Raw genomic sequence first — 18,809 nt, 5'->3', positions numbered from 1 at the left:
AGCGACCAATAGGTCGCTTTTTTAGGCTAAAAAAATTATTGACGAATCAAGTAATCAAAAGCACTTAACGAAGCTTTGGCACCTTCACCAATAGCAATCACAATCTGTTTGTAAGGAACAGTGGTCACATCCCCCGCGCCAAAGACACCAGCAACAGAAGTTTCTCCCTTGGCATTGGTGATGATTTCACCTTGAGGACTTAGTTCTACGGTACCTTTTAACCAGTCAGTATTTGGTAACAGACCAATTTGGACAAAAATACCTTCAAGTTCAATATGGTGTTGCTCACCTGTTGCTCGATCAGTGTAATCTAACCCTGTCACTTTTTGTCCATCACCTTGTACTTTTGTAGTTTGTGCTTGCGTAATGATTTTTACATTGTCTAAACTACGCAATTTCTCTTGCAATACAGCATCAGCTCTCAGTGTTTCACCAAACTCAAGTAAAGTCACATGTCCGACTACACCAGCCAAATCAATTGCAGCTTCCACACCAGAGTTACCACCCCCAATAACAGCAACACGTTTACCTTTAAATAAAGGACCATCACAATGAGGACAGTAAGCCACACCACGGGCGCGATACTCTTGCTCCCCTGGTACATTCATTTCTCTCCAACGAGCACCTGTTGAAATGATGACAGTTTTTGCTTTTAATTTCGCACCACTGACACATTCGATTTCATGTAAACCACCCTTTTGTGCAGCTGGTATCAATTTACTCACCTTTTGCAAGTTCATAATATCAACACCATACTCTTTAACATGTTCTTCCAAAGCAACTGCTAATTTAGGGCCTTCAGTTTCTTTAACTGAAATAAAATTCTCAATAGCCATCGTATCCAATACTTGACCACCAAAGCGCTCTGCCACAACACCTGTACGAATACCTTTACGTGCAGCATAAATGGCTGCAGCAGAACCTGCAGGACCACCACCAATCACCAAAACATCAAACGCTTCTTTAGCACTTAATTTTTCAGCAGCTTTTGCGCCAGCATTGCTGTCTAATTTCACCACAATTTCTTCTAAAGTCATACGTCCCTGACCAAACACTTCACCATTCAAGTAAACAGATGGTACCGCCATAATTTGACGCTCATTCACTTCATCTTGGAAAATGGCACCGTCAACCATAGAGTGTTCAATATTAGGGTTTAATAACGCCATAATATTCAATGCTTGTACCACATCAGGACAATTTTGACAGGTCAATGAAATATAGGTTTCAAATTGATATTGCCCATCTAAAGCACGAATTTGGGCAATCGTCTCTTCACTGACTTTGAGTGGATGACCACCTACTTGCAACAAAGCCAAAATCAAAGAAGTAAACTCATGTCCTAGAGGAATACCCGCAAAATGAATATTGGTTGATACATTTGGGGTACTGACTTGAAAAGAAGGCTTACGTACATTGGTACCATTTTCTTTTACAGTCACTTTATCAGACAATACCTCGATTTCTTTTAACAAACCCAACATTTTTTTTGCATCTTCTGAATCATTTAAAGATGCGATTAATTCAACAGGCCTTTGCAAATTTGCCAAATATGTTTTGAGTTGATTGGTCAAGTTTTGATCTAAAATACCCATGATATTCCCTTTAAAATTTATATAACAAGCCCAAACTGCTTAAATTAAGCCGCTTAAAGAAAGATCTTTTTTAGTTGATGAAGACAGCAGTTACAAACGGACTAATTTAAAAATACTGAGTGTTTATTTTGAAGTAACCAGCTAAAGCCAGTTACTTCAAAACATAAATGATGCTTTTGTATAGGAACGCGTTCCTGTTTTGAAACCTTAGATTTTACCTACTAGGTCTAAAGATGGTGCTAAAGTTTCTGCACCTGGTGTCCATTTAGCAGGACATACTTCACCTGGGTGAGCAGCAACATATTGAGCAGCCTGAACTTTACGTAGTAATTCTTTAGCATCACGACCAATACCACCGTCATGCAACTCAATAATTTTGATTTGACCTTCTGGATTAATCACAAAAGTACCACGCTCTGCTAAACCATCAGCTTCAATCATCACTTCAAAGTTGCGGGTAATCACACCAGTTGGGTCACCAATCATTGGATATTGGATTTTACCAATTGTGTCAGATGTGTCGTGCCATGCTTTATGAGTGAAATGGGTATCGGTAGATACAGAATAGATCTCTACACCCATTTTTTTAAATTCTTCGTAGTTGTCTGCCAAATCACCTAATTCTGTTGGGCAAACGAAAGTAAAGTCAGCAGGATAAAAGAAAACAACTGACCATTTACCTTTTAAATCTGCATCAGATACAGGCTCAAATTTACCATTTACATAAGCTGTTGCGTTAAAAGGTTTAACCGTAGTATTAATTAAAGACATAATGTGTTTCCTTCATTCAGTTAGTGGTTAAAAAATCATGTATCCATAATAACAGGTATTTTTAATTTGTAAATTCAATTGATTTAATTATAACAATTGTTTTTTACTATCAAAATGGCGGAAGTGTATGGTGTACTGACCAATTTTTAAGATAAACCTTGTTATTATTTCTTTCAGAAAACTTCTTCTTGATGATAATCAATCACATAAAAAGATTGATTAACACATAACCATACTTAAGCTTTAGAGTATACCCTAATAATCCACATCGAAAAATACCCTAAAAGCACAAATATCCCTATGAGTAACATTGTTTTTCTTAATTCTAATGAACGGCTTGTATTTACTGGATATTTACATTATATTCAAGTAAGAGTTTTATCCATTAAATAATCATTGTTTTTGTTTCAATTTCTTAATGCAATTGCCTCTATTTCAATTTAAAATGTGACTCCATTATATTTCTTATGTGACGTATATTACTGTGAAAATTCTTATTTTAGGTGGCGGTCAAGTTGGTTCATCTGTTGCACAAAATTTAGCAACCAGCAAAAGCAACGACATTACTGTTGTTGACACAAACGATGACGTACTGAAAAAACTTCGTGATCGGCTGGATATACAAACAGTTGAAGGCAACGCTGCGCTCCCTAGTGTGTTAGAGCAAGCAGGTGCTAAAGATACCGATTTATTATTGGCGTTAACCCGAGAAGACAGTATTAATTTAGCTGCATCCAAAATAGCAGCAGATATATTTAATATCCCAACATGTATCACCCGTATCCGCGCTTCTGATTATTTAGAATACAAAGAAGGTTCTGCCTTAACAAGCTTTAGCGTAGATGAATCCATTTGCCCTGAACAACTGGTTACCGATCATCTGTATCAACTATTTGAGCACCCAGGTTCACTACAAGTATTAAGCTTTGCTGATGGAAAAGCGCAAATGGTCGCTGTTTCTGCTCGCTTAGGTGGTAAGTTAATTGGCAAGCCCATTAAAGAAATCCGCAATGACCTGCCAGAAGGAGTAGACGGTAATATTTGCGCCATTTACCGCAACAATCGCTTGATTACACCTGAAGGCGATACGGTCATTATTGAAGGAGATGAAGTTTTTATCATTGGTGCTAAAGATCATATCCCCCTACTTTTAGATGAAGTCAGACATTCAGAACGTAAAGCCAGAAAAGTCATTGTTGCCGGTGGAGGCAATATTGGTTTTCGTTTAGCCAGTCGTTTAGAGCATCATTTTGATGTAAAAGTCATTGAAAACAGACAAACACGAGCAGAATGGTTGTCTGAAAACTTAAATGATTCGCTGGTTTTATTGGGCTCTTCTACTGATGAAACCTTACTCAAACAAGAAAACATTGATGAAACCGATGTTTTTTGTGCCGTCACCAATGATGACGAAAACAACATTATGTCTGCATTATTGGCTAAACGCTATGGGGCAAAACGAGTCATGGCACTGATTAATCGCTCCTCCTATGTGAGCCTGATTGAAGGCAATAGCATTGATATTGTCATCTCCCCACATATGGCAACCATTGGTTCGATTCTGGCTTATATTCGCCGTGGTGATATCGAAGGGGTGTACCCACTTCGCCATGGCAGTGCTGAAATTATGGAAGCCATTATTCATGGAAATAAAGATACCTCTAAATTGATTGGTCGCAGTATTGAAGATATTGCACTGCCCAAAGGCTGTTATATCAATGCCATTATTCGCAATGAGCAAGTATTGATTGCCCATCACGATTTAGTATTAGAAGACAATGATCATGTAATTTTCTTTGTTTCCAGAAATACTGCTGTTAAAGAACTGGAAAAATTAATCCAAGTAAAATTAGGGTTCTTTTGATGAGCAAAGCACAAAAACGACATCAGCCTCCAAAAAGAACGTTTTTTAAACCCTTAAGATCGACTGCATTTAATGTAAAGTACGATTTTAGGCATAAGCTTTACCCTATCTTACACGCACTGTCTAAATTAGGCTTGCTGTTCTCAGCCATTTTATTATTGCCGGCTTTAGTTTCTTACATTTATGACGATGGATTACTGCATACTTATTTAACTTCCTCTGCCTTTGCCGCTTTAATCACAGCATCTACTTGGATCATTACACAAAAATACCAACGTGAACTCAAACCCCGTGACGGTATTACTTTTGTGGTTCTGTTATGGATTATTTTCGCATTGGTCGCTTGCCTACCTTTTTATATCCATTTTCCCTATATTACCTTTACCGATGCATTTTTTGAGTCTATTTCAGGGTTGACCACAACAGGTGCAACCATTATGACAGGGCTAGACAGCCTTGCCCCATCACTGAATTTTTGGCGGCACTTTTTAAATTGGATTGGCGGCATGGGGATCATCATCCTTGCTGTCGCCATTTTCCCATTGCTTGGTCTAGGCGGTGTCCAACTATATAAGGGAGAAATGCCCGGCTTTCAAAGTGACAACAATAAATTGGCCCCCCAAATCACAAAAATTGCCAAACATTTATGGTTTGTTTATGTATTCCTGACGTTTTTGTGTATTTTGTCCCTTAAATTAGCAGGCATGAATTGGCTAGATGCTGTTTGTCATGCTTTATCAACGCTGTCTTTAGGTGGCTTTTCAACGCATGATCACAGTATTGCCTACTTTGACTCAGTTGCCATTGAAATGGTTTTATGTGTGTTCATGTTACTGGCTATTATGAACTTCACCACCCACTTTTTTGCCTTTAAAACCAAAAAACTCTCTTTTTACAAAAACGATCAAGAGGCGAAATACGCATTTGCAATTTTATTCACCAGCATTATTCTGGCTGCACTTTATTTATGGTTAAAAAACATTTACTCATTTAGCGAATCATTCAGGCATGTATTTTTTAATTATGTCTCAATTGGTACAACTGCTGGGTTTATGGGCGCAAACTACACAGTATGGCCACCCGTTATTGCATTATGGATGTTATTTTTGGGCACATTTATATCAGGTTCTGGATCCACTGGTGGAGGCATTAAAATGGCACGAGCCATTGTATTGTTCAAATTTAGTGTACGAGAAATGATCTTGCTGCTTCACCCTAATGCTGTGCGAACAGTGAAAATAAACAACTCCCCCGTCTCAGAAAGAATGGCATTTTCCACTTTAGCCTTTATTTTTGTCTACTTTATCACTATTATATTGTTTAGTTTTGCATTAATGCTTTCTGATCTGGATTTTTTTAGTTCCTTTTCCGCAGCAATTTCCTGTATTACCAACAATGGAACAGGATTAGGGATTATTGATGCGACCCACAACTTTGCCAGTTTAACAGCCTATCAAAAATGGGTCTGTATGCTTGCAATGTTAATGGGCCGCATGGAAATATTCACCATTTTGATTTTATTTACTCCTGCCTATTGGCGCAAATAACCCGATGAAAAAAGGTTTATCTATGTATTTTAGTAAAAAAAACATGGCAATTGGTGTAGGCATCATCACCATTGCCTCTGGTATTATTTATGCAGGCATCAATCAAGACGTGCTCAAAGCACGTGATACTTACCGCAAAAAAACCAGTACCGTACAAGACATTCAGCAAATTGCCGCCACCACGTCTCCAGAAGAATTGCTGGCTGTATATCCTCAATATTGGGCTGCCCTAAAAGCAGCAGAAACCGATGATGATTTGGTTGCAGGTGCTTTTTTACGCCAACAAACTGAAAACAGTTACTTAACAGAAAGAGTACGCAATCAGTGGTTAAAAAGTCTGGCAAAACGAGGACAATGGTCAACATTTAATCAAGAATTTACCAAACTTGACCCTAAAGGTACCGATCAAGAAGTCAGCTGCTACCAACAAATTAACTTGATCAATCAAGGCACAAGTGAGTCTATTTTTATTGAAAACATCATGAAAAGTGATGCTAAACTGCCAGAAGGCTGTAACACCTTATTAGGCTTAGCAGCACAAAATAATCTGATTGATTCAAAACTAGGATGGCAACGCGTTCGCGCTTTACTGGGCAAAAACCAAACCACTGCCGCACGTTCTTTAGCACGTTCACTGGGTAGCCCATTACCTACACAACTGGGTGGTTCTATTGGTTCTGGTACACAGGGAGAAATCGAAGGTGCACTTTTTGCAGCCAGTAATCCAGAAGCCATTAAAAAAGGTACATCTATCAGCCAACTGTCTCGTTTAGGGGGCAATTTAAACTCAGAACAAGAAGGTTTTGTTTGGGGTAAATTAGGCTTAGCAGAAGCAAAAAAACTCAATATGTCCGCTGCATTGAGTTATTTTAATCAAGCAGACTCTGCTCAATTGACCAATGAGCAATGGGAATGGTGGGCAAGAGCAGCATTACGAGGACAAAACTGGGATTCATTGGCACGAATTATTCGCAATATGCCAGTAGATCTTCAACAAAGTAACCCATGGCAGTATTGGCTTGCCAGATGTTATCAAGTACAAGGCAACCTAGCTGCTGCCCAAGAAATATGGCAAAAAATCAGCAAAACAGGACGCAATTACTATGCCGTTTTGTCTACAGAAGAGCTTGGAGGGAAAGTCACCGCACAAAGCAATGTAGGTAAAGCAAGCAATGCTGCTATACGTAAAGTCAATTCAGAGCCTGCCATTGCCCGAGCATTGGCACTGTTTCATGCCTCTAATACAGAAGGCCGTGCAGAGTTAAGAGAAGACGCTCGCAGAGAATGGCGTTTTGCCATGAGAAATAGATCAGAAGATGATTTACTGGCAGCTGCCGCTTTAGCACAGCAAAATGGTTTTTTAGAAATGGCCATTTTTTCTGCGGAACAAACCAATGAAAAACTAGACTATTCCTTACGTTATCTTTCGCCTTATAAAGATGTAACCCAAAGTTACGCTGACCCTCTTGGTTTAGATACAGCATGGGTATATGGTTTAATCCGTCAGGAAAGCCGATTTATTATTGGTGCCCGCTCCACCGTTGGAGCATCGGGTCTTATGCAAATTATGCCAGCAACGGCCAAATGGATTGCAGGCAAAATGGGGATTGGCAGCTATCGCATTGATGACATCAATACCAATATCCAAATGGGTACATGGTATCTTGATCATGTTCATGATACTTTAGGTCACGAAGTATTAGCCACCGCGGGTTATAATGCAGGCCCCGGCAGAGCACGTAACTGGCGTGCCAACAGACCTTTAGAAGGCACAATTTATGCAGAAACCATTCCTTTTAACGAAACACGTGATTATGTGCAAAAAGTGATGACCAACTCTGTTTACTATGCCAGCTTATTCGGTCAGCCACACATCTCTCTTAAACAAAGAATGGGTACTGTTCCTGGTAAATAAATCACCGAAACACTTCACTTATTCAATACCCCTGAATTGATTATTCATTCAGGGGTATTTCTATATAAAAACCAAAAATCACATAAGGTGATACAGGCCATGCTTTAACATTATTTCAAGATAAACATTTAAACTTATTTTCTTAGCTGCCGAACGCATCCACTATGTCAATTGGTGGCCACAAATCAAACGTATTATGCAAATAAACAATCTGGTCATTGTTGATACTAATGCCCTATCCCATCAACAAGAAATACAACCATTATATGATTTGCTTTCCTTCGACCCACAACTGATGAGCAACCAGCTTAATTAATTTGGGCAAAGCTGAATTACTTATCAGCAAGCTTTAACAAAAAAGCAGGCTTACAATTAAGCCTGCTTTTATCAATAAAACCATTGCTTTATCCTTGCATCAGGAAGTGCCCTAAATAAATAAGCGCAACAACAATAATGGCAATAACCCAAGACAAACCTTTTGACGCAAAGCGTAAATTAGGTGTATCACCCTCAATTTTTTTGTATCCAGTAAACATTGGGCCAATTAAGTCTATCCGTTTTAATGCAGCATAAGCCAATATACTGAACACATGTACACAGGCAAAACCAATCAGTACCCAAAATAATCTTTGATGAACAAACAACATCGCATCGCCTACTTTACTGCTAACCAACCCATTCAAATAGCCAGAATAAATATAAGTGTTATTGTCTGGCGAAAACAACCCTGTGATGATCTGTAAGGAAACCAAACTCAGCAAAGCCACAACCATCAAAGCCCCTACAGGATTATGCCCTGGTTGTTCCGCTTCGGTTAACTGCCCTGTCAAATAACGTTTGATTTGTTTTGGCCCTTTAATAAAATGACGAAACTGTGCAGTTTGACTGCCCAGCACACCCCAAAAAAGGCGGAATAAAACCAAACCCAGTAAAAAAACACCTACTTGTAAATGCCTTTCCATCATGCCATTATTTGCAGAGTAGTACATAAAAGCAATACCCAATACCAATGACCAATGAAAAACCCTTGTTGGCAGGTCCCAAACACGTACACGTTGTTTCATTCTATCGTTTCCTGTAATCAATCCGATTGTCTTTTATGTGTATATTCTAACGTTTTTAACATAAATGTGCTATAAAAAAGACCGATTTTACCCTTTTTTCTGTTGATTTTTCTTTTTAAATCATGGCTATTTATTAAAATATTCAATTAAAAAATCAATAAATACTTGTATCCGTAAAGGCAATTGCCTGCCCCGCGTGACAACATATACAGGCCGTTCAGGCATAGAGTATTTTGGTAAAACACAGACCAATCGCCCACTTTGCACATATGGCTGAACAACATTCACACCTAAAGCAACAATTCCACAACCTTCTAAAGCATAATGCAATAATAATTGCTGATTGCCCAATATATGTAATGGGTTTATCTGTATCGATAAAGTTTCTTGATCATTTGATAGCAACCACATTGTTTCTGCTTGGCGCATAGCCAAGCAATTATGTTGATGTAAATCCTCAGGCCTAATCAATTCTGATTTTGATTGTAAATACGATCTAGAAGCATATAGCTTATGTTCAATAGTGGTAATTTTTCGAGCAATCAAACGAGAATCGGGTAATTGCCCTAAACGAATAGCCAAATCAAAGTGTTCCGTAGAAAAATCAATTTGCCTAGGAGACAACTCAATATCCATATGTATTTTTGGGTATTGTTTTGAAAACAAAACCAAGGCATTATTCAAATAACTCAAGCCAAAATCTACAGGAATAGACATCTTCAAATGCCCTGACGCCTCCAACATATGATGGGTTAAAGAAGCTTTGGCTTCAGCAGCTTGTTCTACTAAAACCCTACATTGTTCATAATAAACTGTTCCAGCTTCGGTTAATTCTATTTTTCGAGCACTGCGATGAAACAACATTAACCCCAGCTCTTTTTCTAAAGCAGCAATGCGCCGAGATAAAGATGAATTAGGCATATCCATCGCTTCGGCAGCTTTACTAAAGCTCATATGTTTGGCTACTTCAACAAAAAAAACAATATCACGTAATAGATTATTCATTATATTTCCAAAAATGGAATCATAATTCTTAATTTAAACATTTATTTTCATATATAGCAAACATAAAATATACTTACTGTCACTCATGACTGAACTTAAATCACTTAATAGACGAGGAAACACATCATGAATAAATTTACAATCGAAAACACTGCACTTATTTTAATTGACCACCAAGTCGGTACCATCAACTGGGCAGGTGCTTTAACAAAAGAAGAAAGAGAACAAGTAAAAGTCTGGACCCGTGTATTGGCTCGCTTTGCCAAAAGTGCCGCTATGCCTGTTGTTTTAACCAGCAGCATGGAAGATCAAGCACAAGGTCTGCTGTTACCAGAGTTGAAGGAAATTTTACCAGAAGCCTATGAAAATCGGATACAACGATTTGGCGTCATCAATGCATGGGATGATCCTCATTTTGCCAATGCAGTTAGAACCACAGGCAAAAAAAATCTAATAATGGCTGGGCTCACAACAGAAGTCTGTTTGACACCACCAGCCCTTTCGGCAAAAAAAGAAGGCTTTAATGTCATAACATTAATGGATGCTTCAGGAGGCAATACCCGCTTAGGAGAGCAACATGCAGAACGTCGATTGAACCTGGCAGGAATTGACACATTAACCACCTTTCCTGCCCTAGCTGATATGTTAGGTGACTGGTCTCATCCAGCTTCTGAAGCATTTTTTAATGCTTTATACCAAGAAAATGTTTTTGATCTACTGACTCAAGGAAACATTAGATAATCAAAAACAGCAACCTAACCATTGGTTGCTGTTTTTTGATTAATACAATGAAACAGATTATTTTTTCTTCATTGGTGGCAAATCGGTACACATGCCTAAAGCCACTTCTGCGCCCATACCAATACTTTCACCTAAAGTAGGATGAGGGTGAATGGTTTTACCGATATCTTCAGCATCACAACCCATTTCAATGGCCAAACAAATTTCACTGATCATATCGCCTGCTCCTGTACCCACAATCGCACCACCAATAATCAGCCCTGTTTGTTCATCAAAAATCAGCTTTGTCATGCCTTCATCACGACCATTGGCAATGGCACGACCAGAAGCAGCCCAAGGGAAAACGGACTTGGTGATTTTAATGCCTTCTTTTTTGGCTACTTCTTCTGTTACGCCCACCCATGCAACTTCAGGGTCAGTATAGGCTACACCAGGAATCACACGAGCATCAAAGAAAGCTTTGTGCCCTGCGGCGTTTTCTGCTGCCACATGTCCTTCATGTACAGCTTTATGTGCCAACATTGGTTGCCCTACTAAATCCCCAATGGCAAAAATATGGGACACATTGGTACGCATTTGTTTATCAACATTGATAAAACCTCTTTCTGACACAGCAACACCTGCTTTATCCGCACCAATGGTTAAGCCATTTGGCGCACGGCCAGCAGCAACCAGTACTAGATCATAACATTGAGGCTCTTTAGGAGCATTTTCGCCTTCAAAAGTCACATAAATACCCTCTGTTTTGGCCTCAACGGCAACTGTTTTGGTGCCAGTCATAATATTATCAAAACGATGGGCATTGTATTTTTGCCAAATTTTAACCATATCACGGTCTGCACCTTGCATCAGGCCATCCATCATTTCAACCACATCTAAGCGCGCACCTAAAGTGGAATAAACTGTCCCCATTTCCAACCCAATAATGCCACCACCAATAATCAGCATTCTTTTTGGAACAGATTGTAATTTTAAAGCGCCAGTTGAATCGACAATACGCGGATCTTCTGGAATAAAAGGTAGTTTCACCACACGGCTGCCAGCAGCAATAATGGCCTGTTTAAACTTAATGGTTTGCTTTTCACCTGTTAGCTCTTGTCCTGAACCTTGGGTCAAGGCAACTTCCATATGGTTTGGATCAATAAATTGCCCAACACCTCGAACAAAAGTCACTTTGCGTGCACGCGCCATACCAGCTAGACCTGTCGTTAACTTAGAAATGACTTTTTCTTTATATCCACGTAAAGCATCAATATCAATTTCTGGTTCTGCATATTTAATGCCATTAGCAGCCAAATGCTTCACTTCGTCCATTACCGCAGCATTGTGTAGCAACGCTTTAGATGGGATACAACCTACGTTCAAACAAACACCACCTAAAGTACTGTATCGCTCAACAATAACCGTATTTAACCCCAAGTCTGCAGCACGAAAAGCGGCAGAATAACCACCAGGACCACCACCTAAAACCAGCATATCGTATTCTGTATCTGCACTACCTGAAAAACTGGCAGCAGCTGGTGCAACAACTGCCTCAGGTGCAGATTTGGTTGCCTCAGATGTTGTACTGGTAGTAGCTTGTGCCACTTGTTCACTAGCGGCAACATCAACCAACGCAATCACATCACCTTCACTGACTTTAGAGCCTACGGCAACTTTAACTTCTTTAATCACTCCTGCTTGTTCAGCAGGCACATCCATCGTTGCTTTATCTGTTTCCAAAGTAATCAATGCGTCTTCTAAAGCGACACTGTCACCTGCTTTAACCAGAACATCAATTACATCTACATTACTGTGCCCACCAATATCAGGGACTTTTAATTCAACTAGAGCCATTATTTTTACTCCCAAAATGAGTTCAAACTCATTATTGATATATGAAAAGGCTGCCATACTTACCTAGGCAGCCTTTAAAGCAAATTACTTACAACACCCAACGCTTGATATCACTTAACAATTTAGCAATATATACGGTAAAACGCATACCTGCTGCACCATCAATCACTCGATGATCAAATGATAACGACAATGGACACATTAGGCGCGGTTCAAACTCTTTACCATTCCAAACAGGTTTGATTTGTGACTTACACACACCTAAAATAGCCACTTCTGGTGCATTTACAATTGGGGTAAAGCCTGTTCCACCAATACCACCTAAACTGGAAATAGTGAAACACGCACCTTGCATATCGGTTGGTTTTAACTTACCTTCACGCGCCAAGCCAGATAAACGGGTTAATTCTCCTGAAATCTCACGCACACCCATTTGGTCTACATTTTTAATCACAGGCACAACCAATCCATTTGGTGTATCTGCTGCAAAACCAATATTGTAGTATTTTTTCAATACCAAATTATCGCCATCCAAAGAGGAGTTAAATTCAGGGAAGGCTTTTAAAGCCAACTCAGACGCCTTAATGATAAAAGCCAAAGGAGACAGTTTTTCGCCTGTTTTTTCCCACTCTTTTACCATTAACTTACGGAATGCTTCAAGATCAGTCATATCAGCGTCTTCATTGACGGTAACATGAGGAATCATCACCCAATTGCGACTTAAGTTTTGCCCAGAAATTTTCTTAATACGGCTTAATGGTTGTACTTCGACCTCACCAAATTTAGCAAAATCTACTTTAGGCCATGGCAATAAATCCAAACCACCACCTAATGATGTGCCTGCTGCCGCGCCACTAGCAGTATTGCCTTGTAAAGCAGCTTTTACATAATTCTTGATATCATCTGCAACAATACGGCCTTTACGACCAGTACCTTTTAATTGGCCTAAATCAACACCCAATTCACGCGCCAATGCACGTACTGATGGGCTTGCATGTGCTTTGATAAAGGTTTGCTCATTAAATGGTGTCGCACCAAATGCTTCTCTTTGACGAGGTGCTTGTTGTGGTGCTGGCGCAGCTGTTTGGCTGGCTACAGTCGTTGCTTGTGGTGCTGTAGGTTCTACTTGAGCAGGGGCAGTTTTAACTGAAGATGTTGTTGCTAAAGAAGAAACAACCACAATCGCACCACCTTCGCTGATTTTGTCCCCTACTTTGACTTTGACTTCTTTGACCACACCAGCAGCAGTTGCAGGAACATCCATGGTGGCTTTGTCTGTTTCTAAGGTAATTAACGTATCATCTACATTAATTGTATCGCCCACTTTAACTGCTACATCAATAATATCGACATTATCATGCCCACCAATATCAGGCACAACGAGTGTGATATCTTGTCCATTAGACGAAGCGGTTGGAGCTGCAGTTGCAACTGGTTGTGTTTTAGTTTCTTCTACAGGTTGGGTAGTAGCGGCTTGAGTAGCAGCACTTTCCAGAACCAAAATCACACCACCTTCACTGATTTTATCGCCAGTTGTTACTTTTATTTCTTTTACAATACCGGCTTGTGTTGCTGGTACATCCATTGTTGCTTTATCTGTTTCTAAGGTAATCAGTGTGTCATCTACATTGACACTGTCACCGACTTTTACCGCAACATCAATAATATCTACATTATCATGTCCGCCAATATCAGGCACTTTTTGTTCTATCAGTTGGCTCATGGTCTTTCCTTAATTTTATTCAGTTTGCCATTTGTTTCGTTTATATCGTTAAAACTCAGGCAGAGATACTGCCTGAGTGTTTAATTAACGTTTCCAGCTTGGTTCAACGTCAGCATCAATGCCATATTTTTCAATCGCTTGAGCAACCACATCTTTACCAATCTGACCTTGGTTAGCCAATGCGCTTAAAGCTGCCACCGCCACGTTATAACGATTAACCTCAAAGAATTCACGTAAATTTGCACGTGAATCACTGCGACCAAAGCCATCTGTACCCAATACCACATAATCTCCTGGTACAAATTGGCGAACCTGATCTGCATACTCACGAATATAATCCGTTGCAGCAATAAATGGGCCACTACGACCTTGTAACTGTTCAGTAATAAAAGGCACTTTCGCTTGCGCTAATGGGTGTAAGCGATTATAACGCTCGACCTCACGGCCATCACGGTTCAGTAAATTAAATGAAGTCACGCTCCAAATATCCGCATCTACACCAAAATCAGCTTTTAATAAGTCTGCTGCCGCCATTACTTCAGTTAAAATGGTACCTGAGCCCATTAACTGAACTTTTAATTTGCCTGCTTCGCCTTCTTTTAAGCAATAAATACCTTTTAAGATATCTTCTTTAACTTTTTCACCTTCTGGAATAGCAGGGTGATGATAATTTTCATTCATTACAGTTAAATAGTAGAACACATCTTCTTGCTCAACAAACATGCGACGTAAACCATCTTGAACAATCACAGCAACTTCATAAGCAAAAGTTGGATCATAACTGATACAGTTAGGAATCAAGCCAGCTTGAATATGGCTATGCCCATCTTCATGCTGTAAGCCTTCACCATTTAATGTCGTGCGACCTGCTGTTCCCCCTAATAAGAAACCTTTTGCACGTAAATCTCCTGCTGCCCATGCTAGATCGCCTATACGTTGGAACCCAAACATTGAGTAGTAAATATAAAATGGGATCATGGTAAAGTTACTGTTAGCATAACTGGTTGCTGCCGCAATCCATGAACTCATTGCACCTGGTTCATTAATACCTTCTTGCAAAATCTGACCATCTACCGATTCTTTATAGAACATCAACTGATCATGGTCTTGTGGTACATAAGTTTGGCCTTTAGGGTTCCAAATACCATACTGACGGAACATACCTTCCATACCAAAAGTACGGCTTTCATCTGGCACAATTGGCACAATACGTTTACCAATTTGTTTGTCTTTTAACAAAGTGCTTAACACACGCACAAACGCCATAGTGCTTGAAAACTCACGATCGCCACTATCTTTAAGTTGTGCCTCAAATGCACTTAATTCTGGAATAGGCAATGGTTCATGATTAGGGTGACGTGCTGGCAAGTAGCCACCTAATTGTTTACGCCGCTCTTGCATATATTGCATTTCAGGGCTGTCATCAGCTGGACGATAAAATGGTGGGCACTCTAATTGTTCATCAGTAACAGGAATATCAAAGCGATCTCTAAAGCGACGCAATGATTCAATATCCATTTTCTTGGTTTGGTGCGCTGTATTTTGTGCTTCACCAGAAGCACCCATCGCGTAACCTTTAATGGTTTTTGCCAAAATAACAGTAGGACGGCCATTGGCATTATTGGTGGCTTCATGGTAAGCAGCATAAACTTTATGTGGATCATGACCACCACGGTTTAATGCCCAGATTTCATCGTCACTCATATTGGCAACCATGTCTTTTAATTCTGGGTATTTGCCAAAGAACTGTTCACGTACATAAGCACCATCTTTAGATTTAAATGTTTGGTAATCACCATCAACACATTCATCCATACGTTGTTTGAGGATATTGTCTTTATCTTGAGCCAATAAGCCATCCCAACGGCTACCCCAAATAACTTTTAAGACGTTCCAACCTGCTCCGCGGAAGTTGCCTTCTAATTCTTGAATAATTTTGCCATTACCACGCACAGGGCCATCTAGACGTTGTAAATTACAGTTAATCACAAAAATCAAGTTATCCAAACCTTCGCGTGCAGCAAGAGAAATGGCACCTTGGCTTTCTGGTTCATCCATTTCACCATCACCACAAAATACCCAAACTTTACGACCTTTGGTTTGAACCAAACCACGAGATTCAAGATATTTTAAGAAACGAGCCTGATAAATCCCCATCAAAGGACCAAGACCCATTGAAACAGTTGGAAACTGCCAAAAATCAGGCATTAACCATGGATGAGGGTAAGAAGACAAACCACCACCGTGAACTTCCTGACGGAAATTACTCATTTGCTCTTCTGTTAAGCGACCCTCAACAAAAGCACGGGCATAAATACCAGGAGCAGAATGCCCTTGGATAAACACCATATCGCCACCTTGCTCTGCATTGGCTGCTTTCCAAAAATGGTTAAACCCTACATCATATAATGTCGCAGCTGATTGAAAAGATGCAATATGCCCCCCCAACTCAAGATCTTTTTTACTGGCTCTTAACACCATCGCTATTGCATTCCAACGAATAAACGAGCGAATACGGTGTTCCAGCTCCTGATCTCCAGGTATTTTTTGTTCTTGGCCTACAGGAATAGTATTGATATAAGAAGTTGTGGCATCAAAAGGTAAATGTACGCCTCTACGACGTGTATATTTAACTAAATTTTCCAATAAAAAATGAGCTCTTTCTGGGCCTTCATTTTCTAAAACAGAACTTAATGCGTCTAACCATTCTTGCGTTTCAACTGGATCAATATCATTAGGAAACTGTGTAGGGGTTGACATAATTTAACTCTCCATTCATTAACCATTTATTTGGTATTATTTTTTTCAAAACTAAACATTTAATTGATCATTCATTTACTACGTAATAAACAAGCCCTGAGAAATGTATATATTAGAAACCAAAACAACATTTACCTGTTCACATACGAAAAAAATCACACAATCGGTTATTTTAACCGTTTTTTGATATTACTGTAAGCCCTTAAACAGATAAAATAGTAATGCCCATAATTTACTTTAATTATCGTTATGTTTATTCTATGCATAACAGTCTGTCTTCATTCTACATAATTTTTTATTATAAACAATAGACTAGCATTATTATTTACCATAAAAATTTATTTTTATTTACGTAAAAATATTTACACTCAAATACAGTTTCATTCAAATTAATGAATAAATATTTTTATTTTATGATAATATAGCGCCGCTCTGAATTATTAATGCTTTTATATCATTAAGTTAGCGCCCAAATTTTAAATATTTATCAAAAAAATTTATCAACAATTGCAATAAATTAAATAGAAAATATTTAAAAAAATTAAATACAAAAATAATAAAATCAAACAATTAGATATTCTATATATCGGCAAATGGAGAAAGGCTTCTTATATATGCAAAAAACCCCTTTTTATAAAATATTATATGTGCAAGTCATTTTTGCAATTGTGGTTGGTATCCTACTCGGTCACTATTTTCCTGCACCGGAAAATGTGACAGGAGCAGAAGCTCATTGGTCAGCAGTCGATCTTAAGCCTTTAGGAGACGCTTTTATTAAGCTGATCAAAATGGTGATTGGCCCCATTATCTTCTGTACTGTTGTCACAGGTATTGCTGGGATTCATGACATGAAACAAGTAGGTAAAGTGGGCGCAAAAGCTTTACTATACTTTGAAATTGTGTCAACTTTCGCCTTAGTCATTGGTTTAATGTCTGCTCACTTTTTTGGCCCTGGTGTTGGCATGAATATTGACCCGAGCCATTTAAATACAAAAGATATTGAAAAATATACCCATGCCCAACATGATGGTTCATTGGTTGATTTTTTAATGAGCATTATCCCCAATACCCTATTTAGTGCATTTGTGGATGGCAATATTTTGCAAATATTATTGGTTGCCATTTTATTCGGAGCCGGTTTGTCCCGTATGGGCAAAACAGGTGCAATGGTTTTCGAACTGTTTGAAAAAATCTCTCACGTGCTTTTTGCTGTCATTGGTTTTATCACCAAACTGGCACCAATCGGTGCATTAGGTGCCATGGCCTTTACCATTGGTAAATATGGTATTTCTGCTTTAGGCCCGATGTTAGAACTTATTTTGACTTTCTACTTTACTGCAATTGTATTTGTGATTGTTGTCTTAGGTGCTATTTCATATTATGTTGGCTTTAATATCTTTAAATTTATTGCCTACATAAAAGAAGAATTAATGATTGTATTGGGTACCAGTTCTTCTGAATCTGCTCTGCCCCAACTGATGCGCAAACTGGAACATTTAGGATGTGCGAAACCTGTCGTGGGCTTGGTCATACCAACAGGTTATTCATTTAACTTGGATGGCACCAATATTTACATGACGATGGCGGTTCTTTTTATTGCTCAAGCCACGAATACTGACTTAAGCCTATTACAACAAATTACCATATTGGGTGTAGCAATGATTTCGTCTAAAGGTGCTTCTGGTGTCACAGGTGCTGGCTTCATTACTTTAGCCGCAACTTTAGCTGTGGTGCCGGATATTCCAATTGCAGGGATGGTATTGATTTTAGGTATTGATCGCTTTATGAGTGAATGTCGTGCCTTAACCAATATCACAGGTAATGCTGTGGCTGCTGTAGTGGTTTCTGCATGGGAAAAAGCATTAGACAAAGATCGTATGCATAAAGTTTTGAATAAAGAAATTCCTTTCGAAAATCATTAAGTTTATCTGGACTAAGATATAAGGCCAGTATTTTTGCTGGCCTTATTACTCATAAAAACACAAAAA

12 protein-coding genes are annotated in these 18,809 nt (G+C 39.0%); 5 read left to right on the top strand and 7 right to left on the bottom strand.

What is annotated here, in order from left to right; genetic code table 11:
• Nucleotides 1-35: 35 nt before the first annotated feature.
• Together ahpF and ahpC are read right to left on the bottom strand one after the other, a co-directional pair.
• Nucleotides 36-1,595, bottom strand: a complete 1,560-nt coding sequence (gene ahpF / locus AADH04_RS10930; RefSeq protein ID WP_434777309.1) for an alkyl hydroperoxide reductase subunit F — start codon at nt 1,593-1,595, stop codon at nt 36-38.
• A gap of 207 nt (nt 1,596-1,802) precedes the next feature.
• On the bottom strand, nt 1,803-2,366 hold the full coding sequence (gene ahpC, locus AADH04_RS10925) for an alkyl hydroperoxide reductase subunit C (RefSeq protein ID WP_434777308.1): 564 nt from the start codon (nt 2,364-2,366) through the stop codon (nt 1,803-1,805).
• Between the two features lie 484 nt (nt 2,367-2,850).
• Here ahpC and trkA point away from each other — a divergent pair, with 484 nt between their 5' ends.
• From trkA to AADH04_RS10910, 3 genes are read left to right on the top strand one after another with little or no spacing between them, the layout of a single operon-like run.
• Complete coding sequence (gene trkA, locus AADH04_RS10920) at nt 2,851-4,230, top strand: Trk system potassium transporter TrkA (protein WP_434777307.1); 1,380 nt, start codon at nt 2,851-2,853, stop codon at nt 4,228-4,230.
• Nucleotides 4,230-5,777, top strand: a complete 1,548-nt coding sequence (locus tag AADH04_RS10915; RefSeq protein ID WP_434777306.1) for a TrkH family potassium uptake protein — start codon at nt 4,230-4,232, stop codon at nt 5,775-5,777. The genes trkA and AADH04_RS10915 overlap by 1 nt, the downstream gene beginning before the upstream one ends.
• 4 nt (nt 5,778-5,781) lie before the next feature.
• On the top strand, nt 5,782-7,692 hold the full coding sequence (locus tag AADH04_RS10910; RefSeq protein WP_434777305.1) for a transglycosylase SLT domain-containing protein: 1,911 nt from the start codon (nt 5,782-5,784) through the stop codon (nt 7,690-7,692).
• 404 nt (nt 7,693-8,096) lie between these two features.
• On the opposite strand, the gene AADH04_RS10905 is transcribed toward AADH04_RS10910, so the two are convergent.
• Together AADH04_RS10905 and AADH04_RS10900 are read right to left on the bottom strand one after the other, a co-directional pair.
• Nucleotides 8,097-8,756, bottom strand: a complete 660-nt coding sequence (locus AADH04_RS10905; protein ID WP_434777304.1) for a cytochrome b/b6 domain-containing protein — start codon at nt 8,754-8,756, stop codon at nt 8,097-8,099.
• Nucleotides 8,757-8,882: 126 nt separating this feature from the next.
• On the bottom strand, nt 8,883-9,761 hold the full coding sequence (locus AADH04_RS10900; protein ID WP_434777303.1) for a LysR family transcriptional regulator: 879 nt from the start codon (nt 9,759-9,761) through the stop codon (nt 8,883-8,885).
• A gap of 126 nt (nt 9,762-9,887) precedes the next feature.
• Here AADH04_RS10900 and AADH04_RS10895 point away from each other — a divergent pair, with 126 nt between their 5' ends.
• Complete coding sequence (locus AADH04_RS10895) at nt 9,888-10,502, top strand: isochorismatase family protein (RefSeq protein WP_434777302.1); 615 nt, start codon at nt 9,888-9,890, stop codon at nt 10,500-10,502.
• A 57-nt stretch (nt 10,503-10,559) separates the two neighbouring features.
• On the opposite strand, the gene lpdA is transcribed toward AADH04_RS10895, so the two are convergent.
• The 3 genes from lpdA to aceE all read right to left on the bottom strand — a co-directional run bounded on the left by lpdA (nt 10,560) and on the right by aceE (nt 16,821).
• Nucleotides 10,560-12,338 (bottom strand): dihydrolipoyl dehydrogenase, encoded by a 1,779-nt coding sequence (gene lpdA / locus AADH04_RS10890; protein WP_434777301.1) that lies wholly within the window; start codon nt 12,336-12,338, stop codon nt 10,560-10,562.
• 88 nt (nt 12,339-12,426) lie between these two features.
• Nucleotides 12,427-14,061, bottom strand: coding sequence for a dihydrolipoyllysine-residue acetyltransferase (gene aceF / locus AADH04_RS10885; protein WP_434777300.1), 1,635 nt, complete (start codon nt 14,059-14,061; stop codon nt 12,427-12,429).
• A gap of 84 nt (nt 14,062-14,145) precedes the next feature.
• Nucleotides 14,146-16,821, bottom strand: a complete 2,676-nt coding sequence (gene aceE, locus AADH04_RS10880; protein WP_434777299.1) for a pyruvate dehydrogenase (acetyl-transferring), homodimeric type — start codon at nt 16,819-16,821, stop codon at nt 14,146-14,148.
• Nucleotides 16,822-17,435: 614 nt separating this feature from the next.
• Between aceE and AADH04_RS10875 the strand changes: the two genes are divergently transcribed.
• Nucleotides 17,436-18,743 carry a dicarboxylate/amino acid:cation symporter gene (locus tag AADH04_RS10875; protein ID WP_434777298.1) on the top strand — a complete coding sequence of 436 codons (1,308 nt, stop codon included), beginning with the start codon at nt 17,436-17,438 and terminating at the stop codon, nt 18,741-18,743.
• Nucleotides 18,744-18,809: the final 66 nt, after the last annotated feature.

This window comes from Neisseria sp. Ec49-e6-T10 (assembly GCF_051132615.1).
Lineage (GTDB): Bacteria > Pseudomonadota > Gammaproteobacteria > Burkholderiales > Neisseriaceae.
Note: the sequence above shows the minus strand (reverse complement) of the source record. Positions and strands in the feature narration are given on the sequence as shown.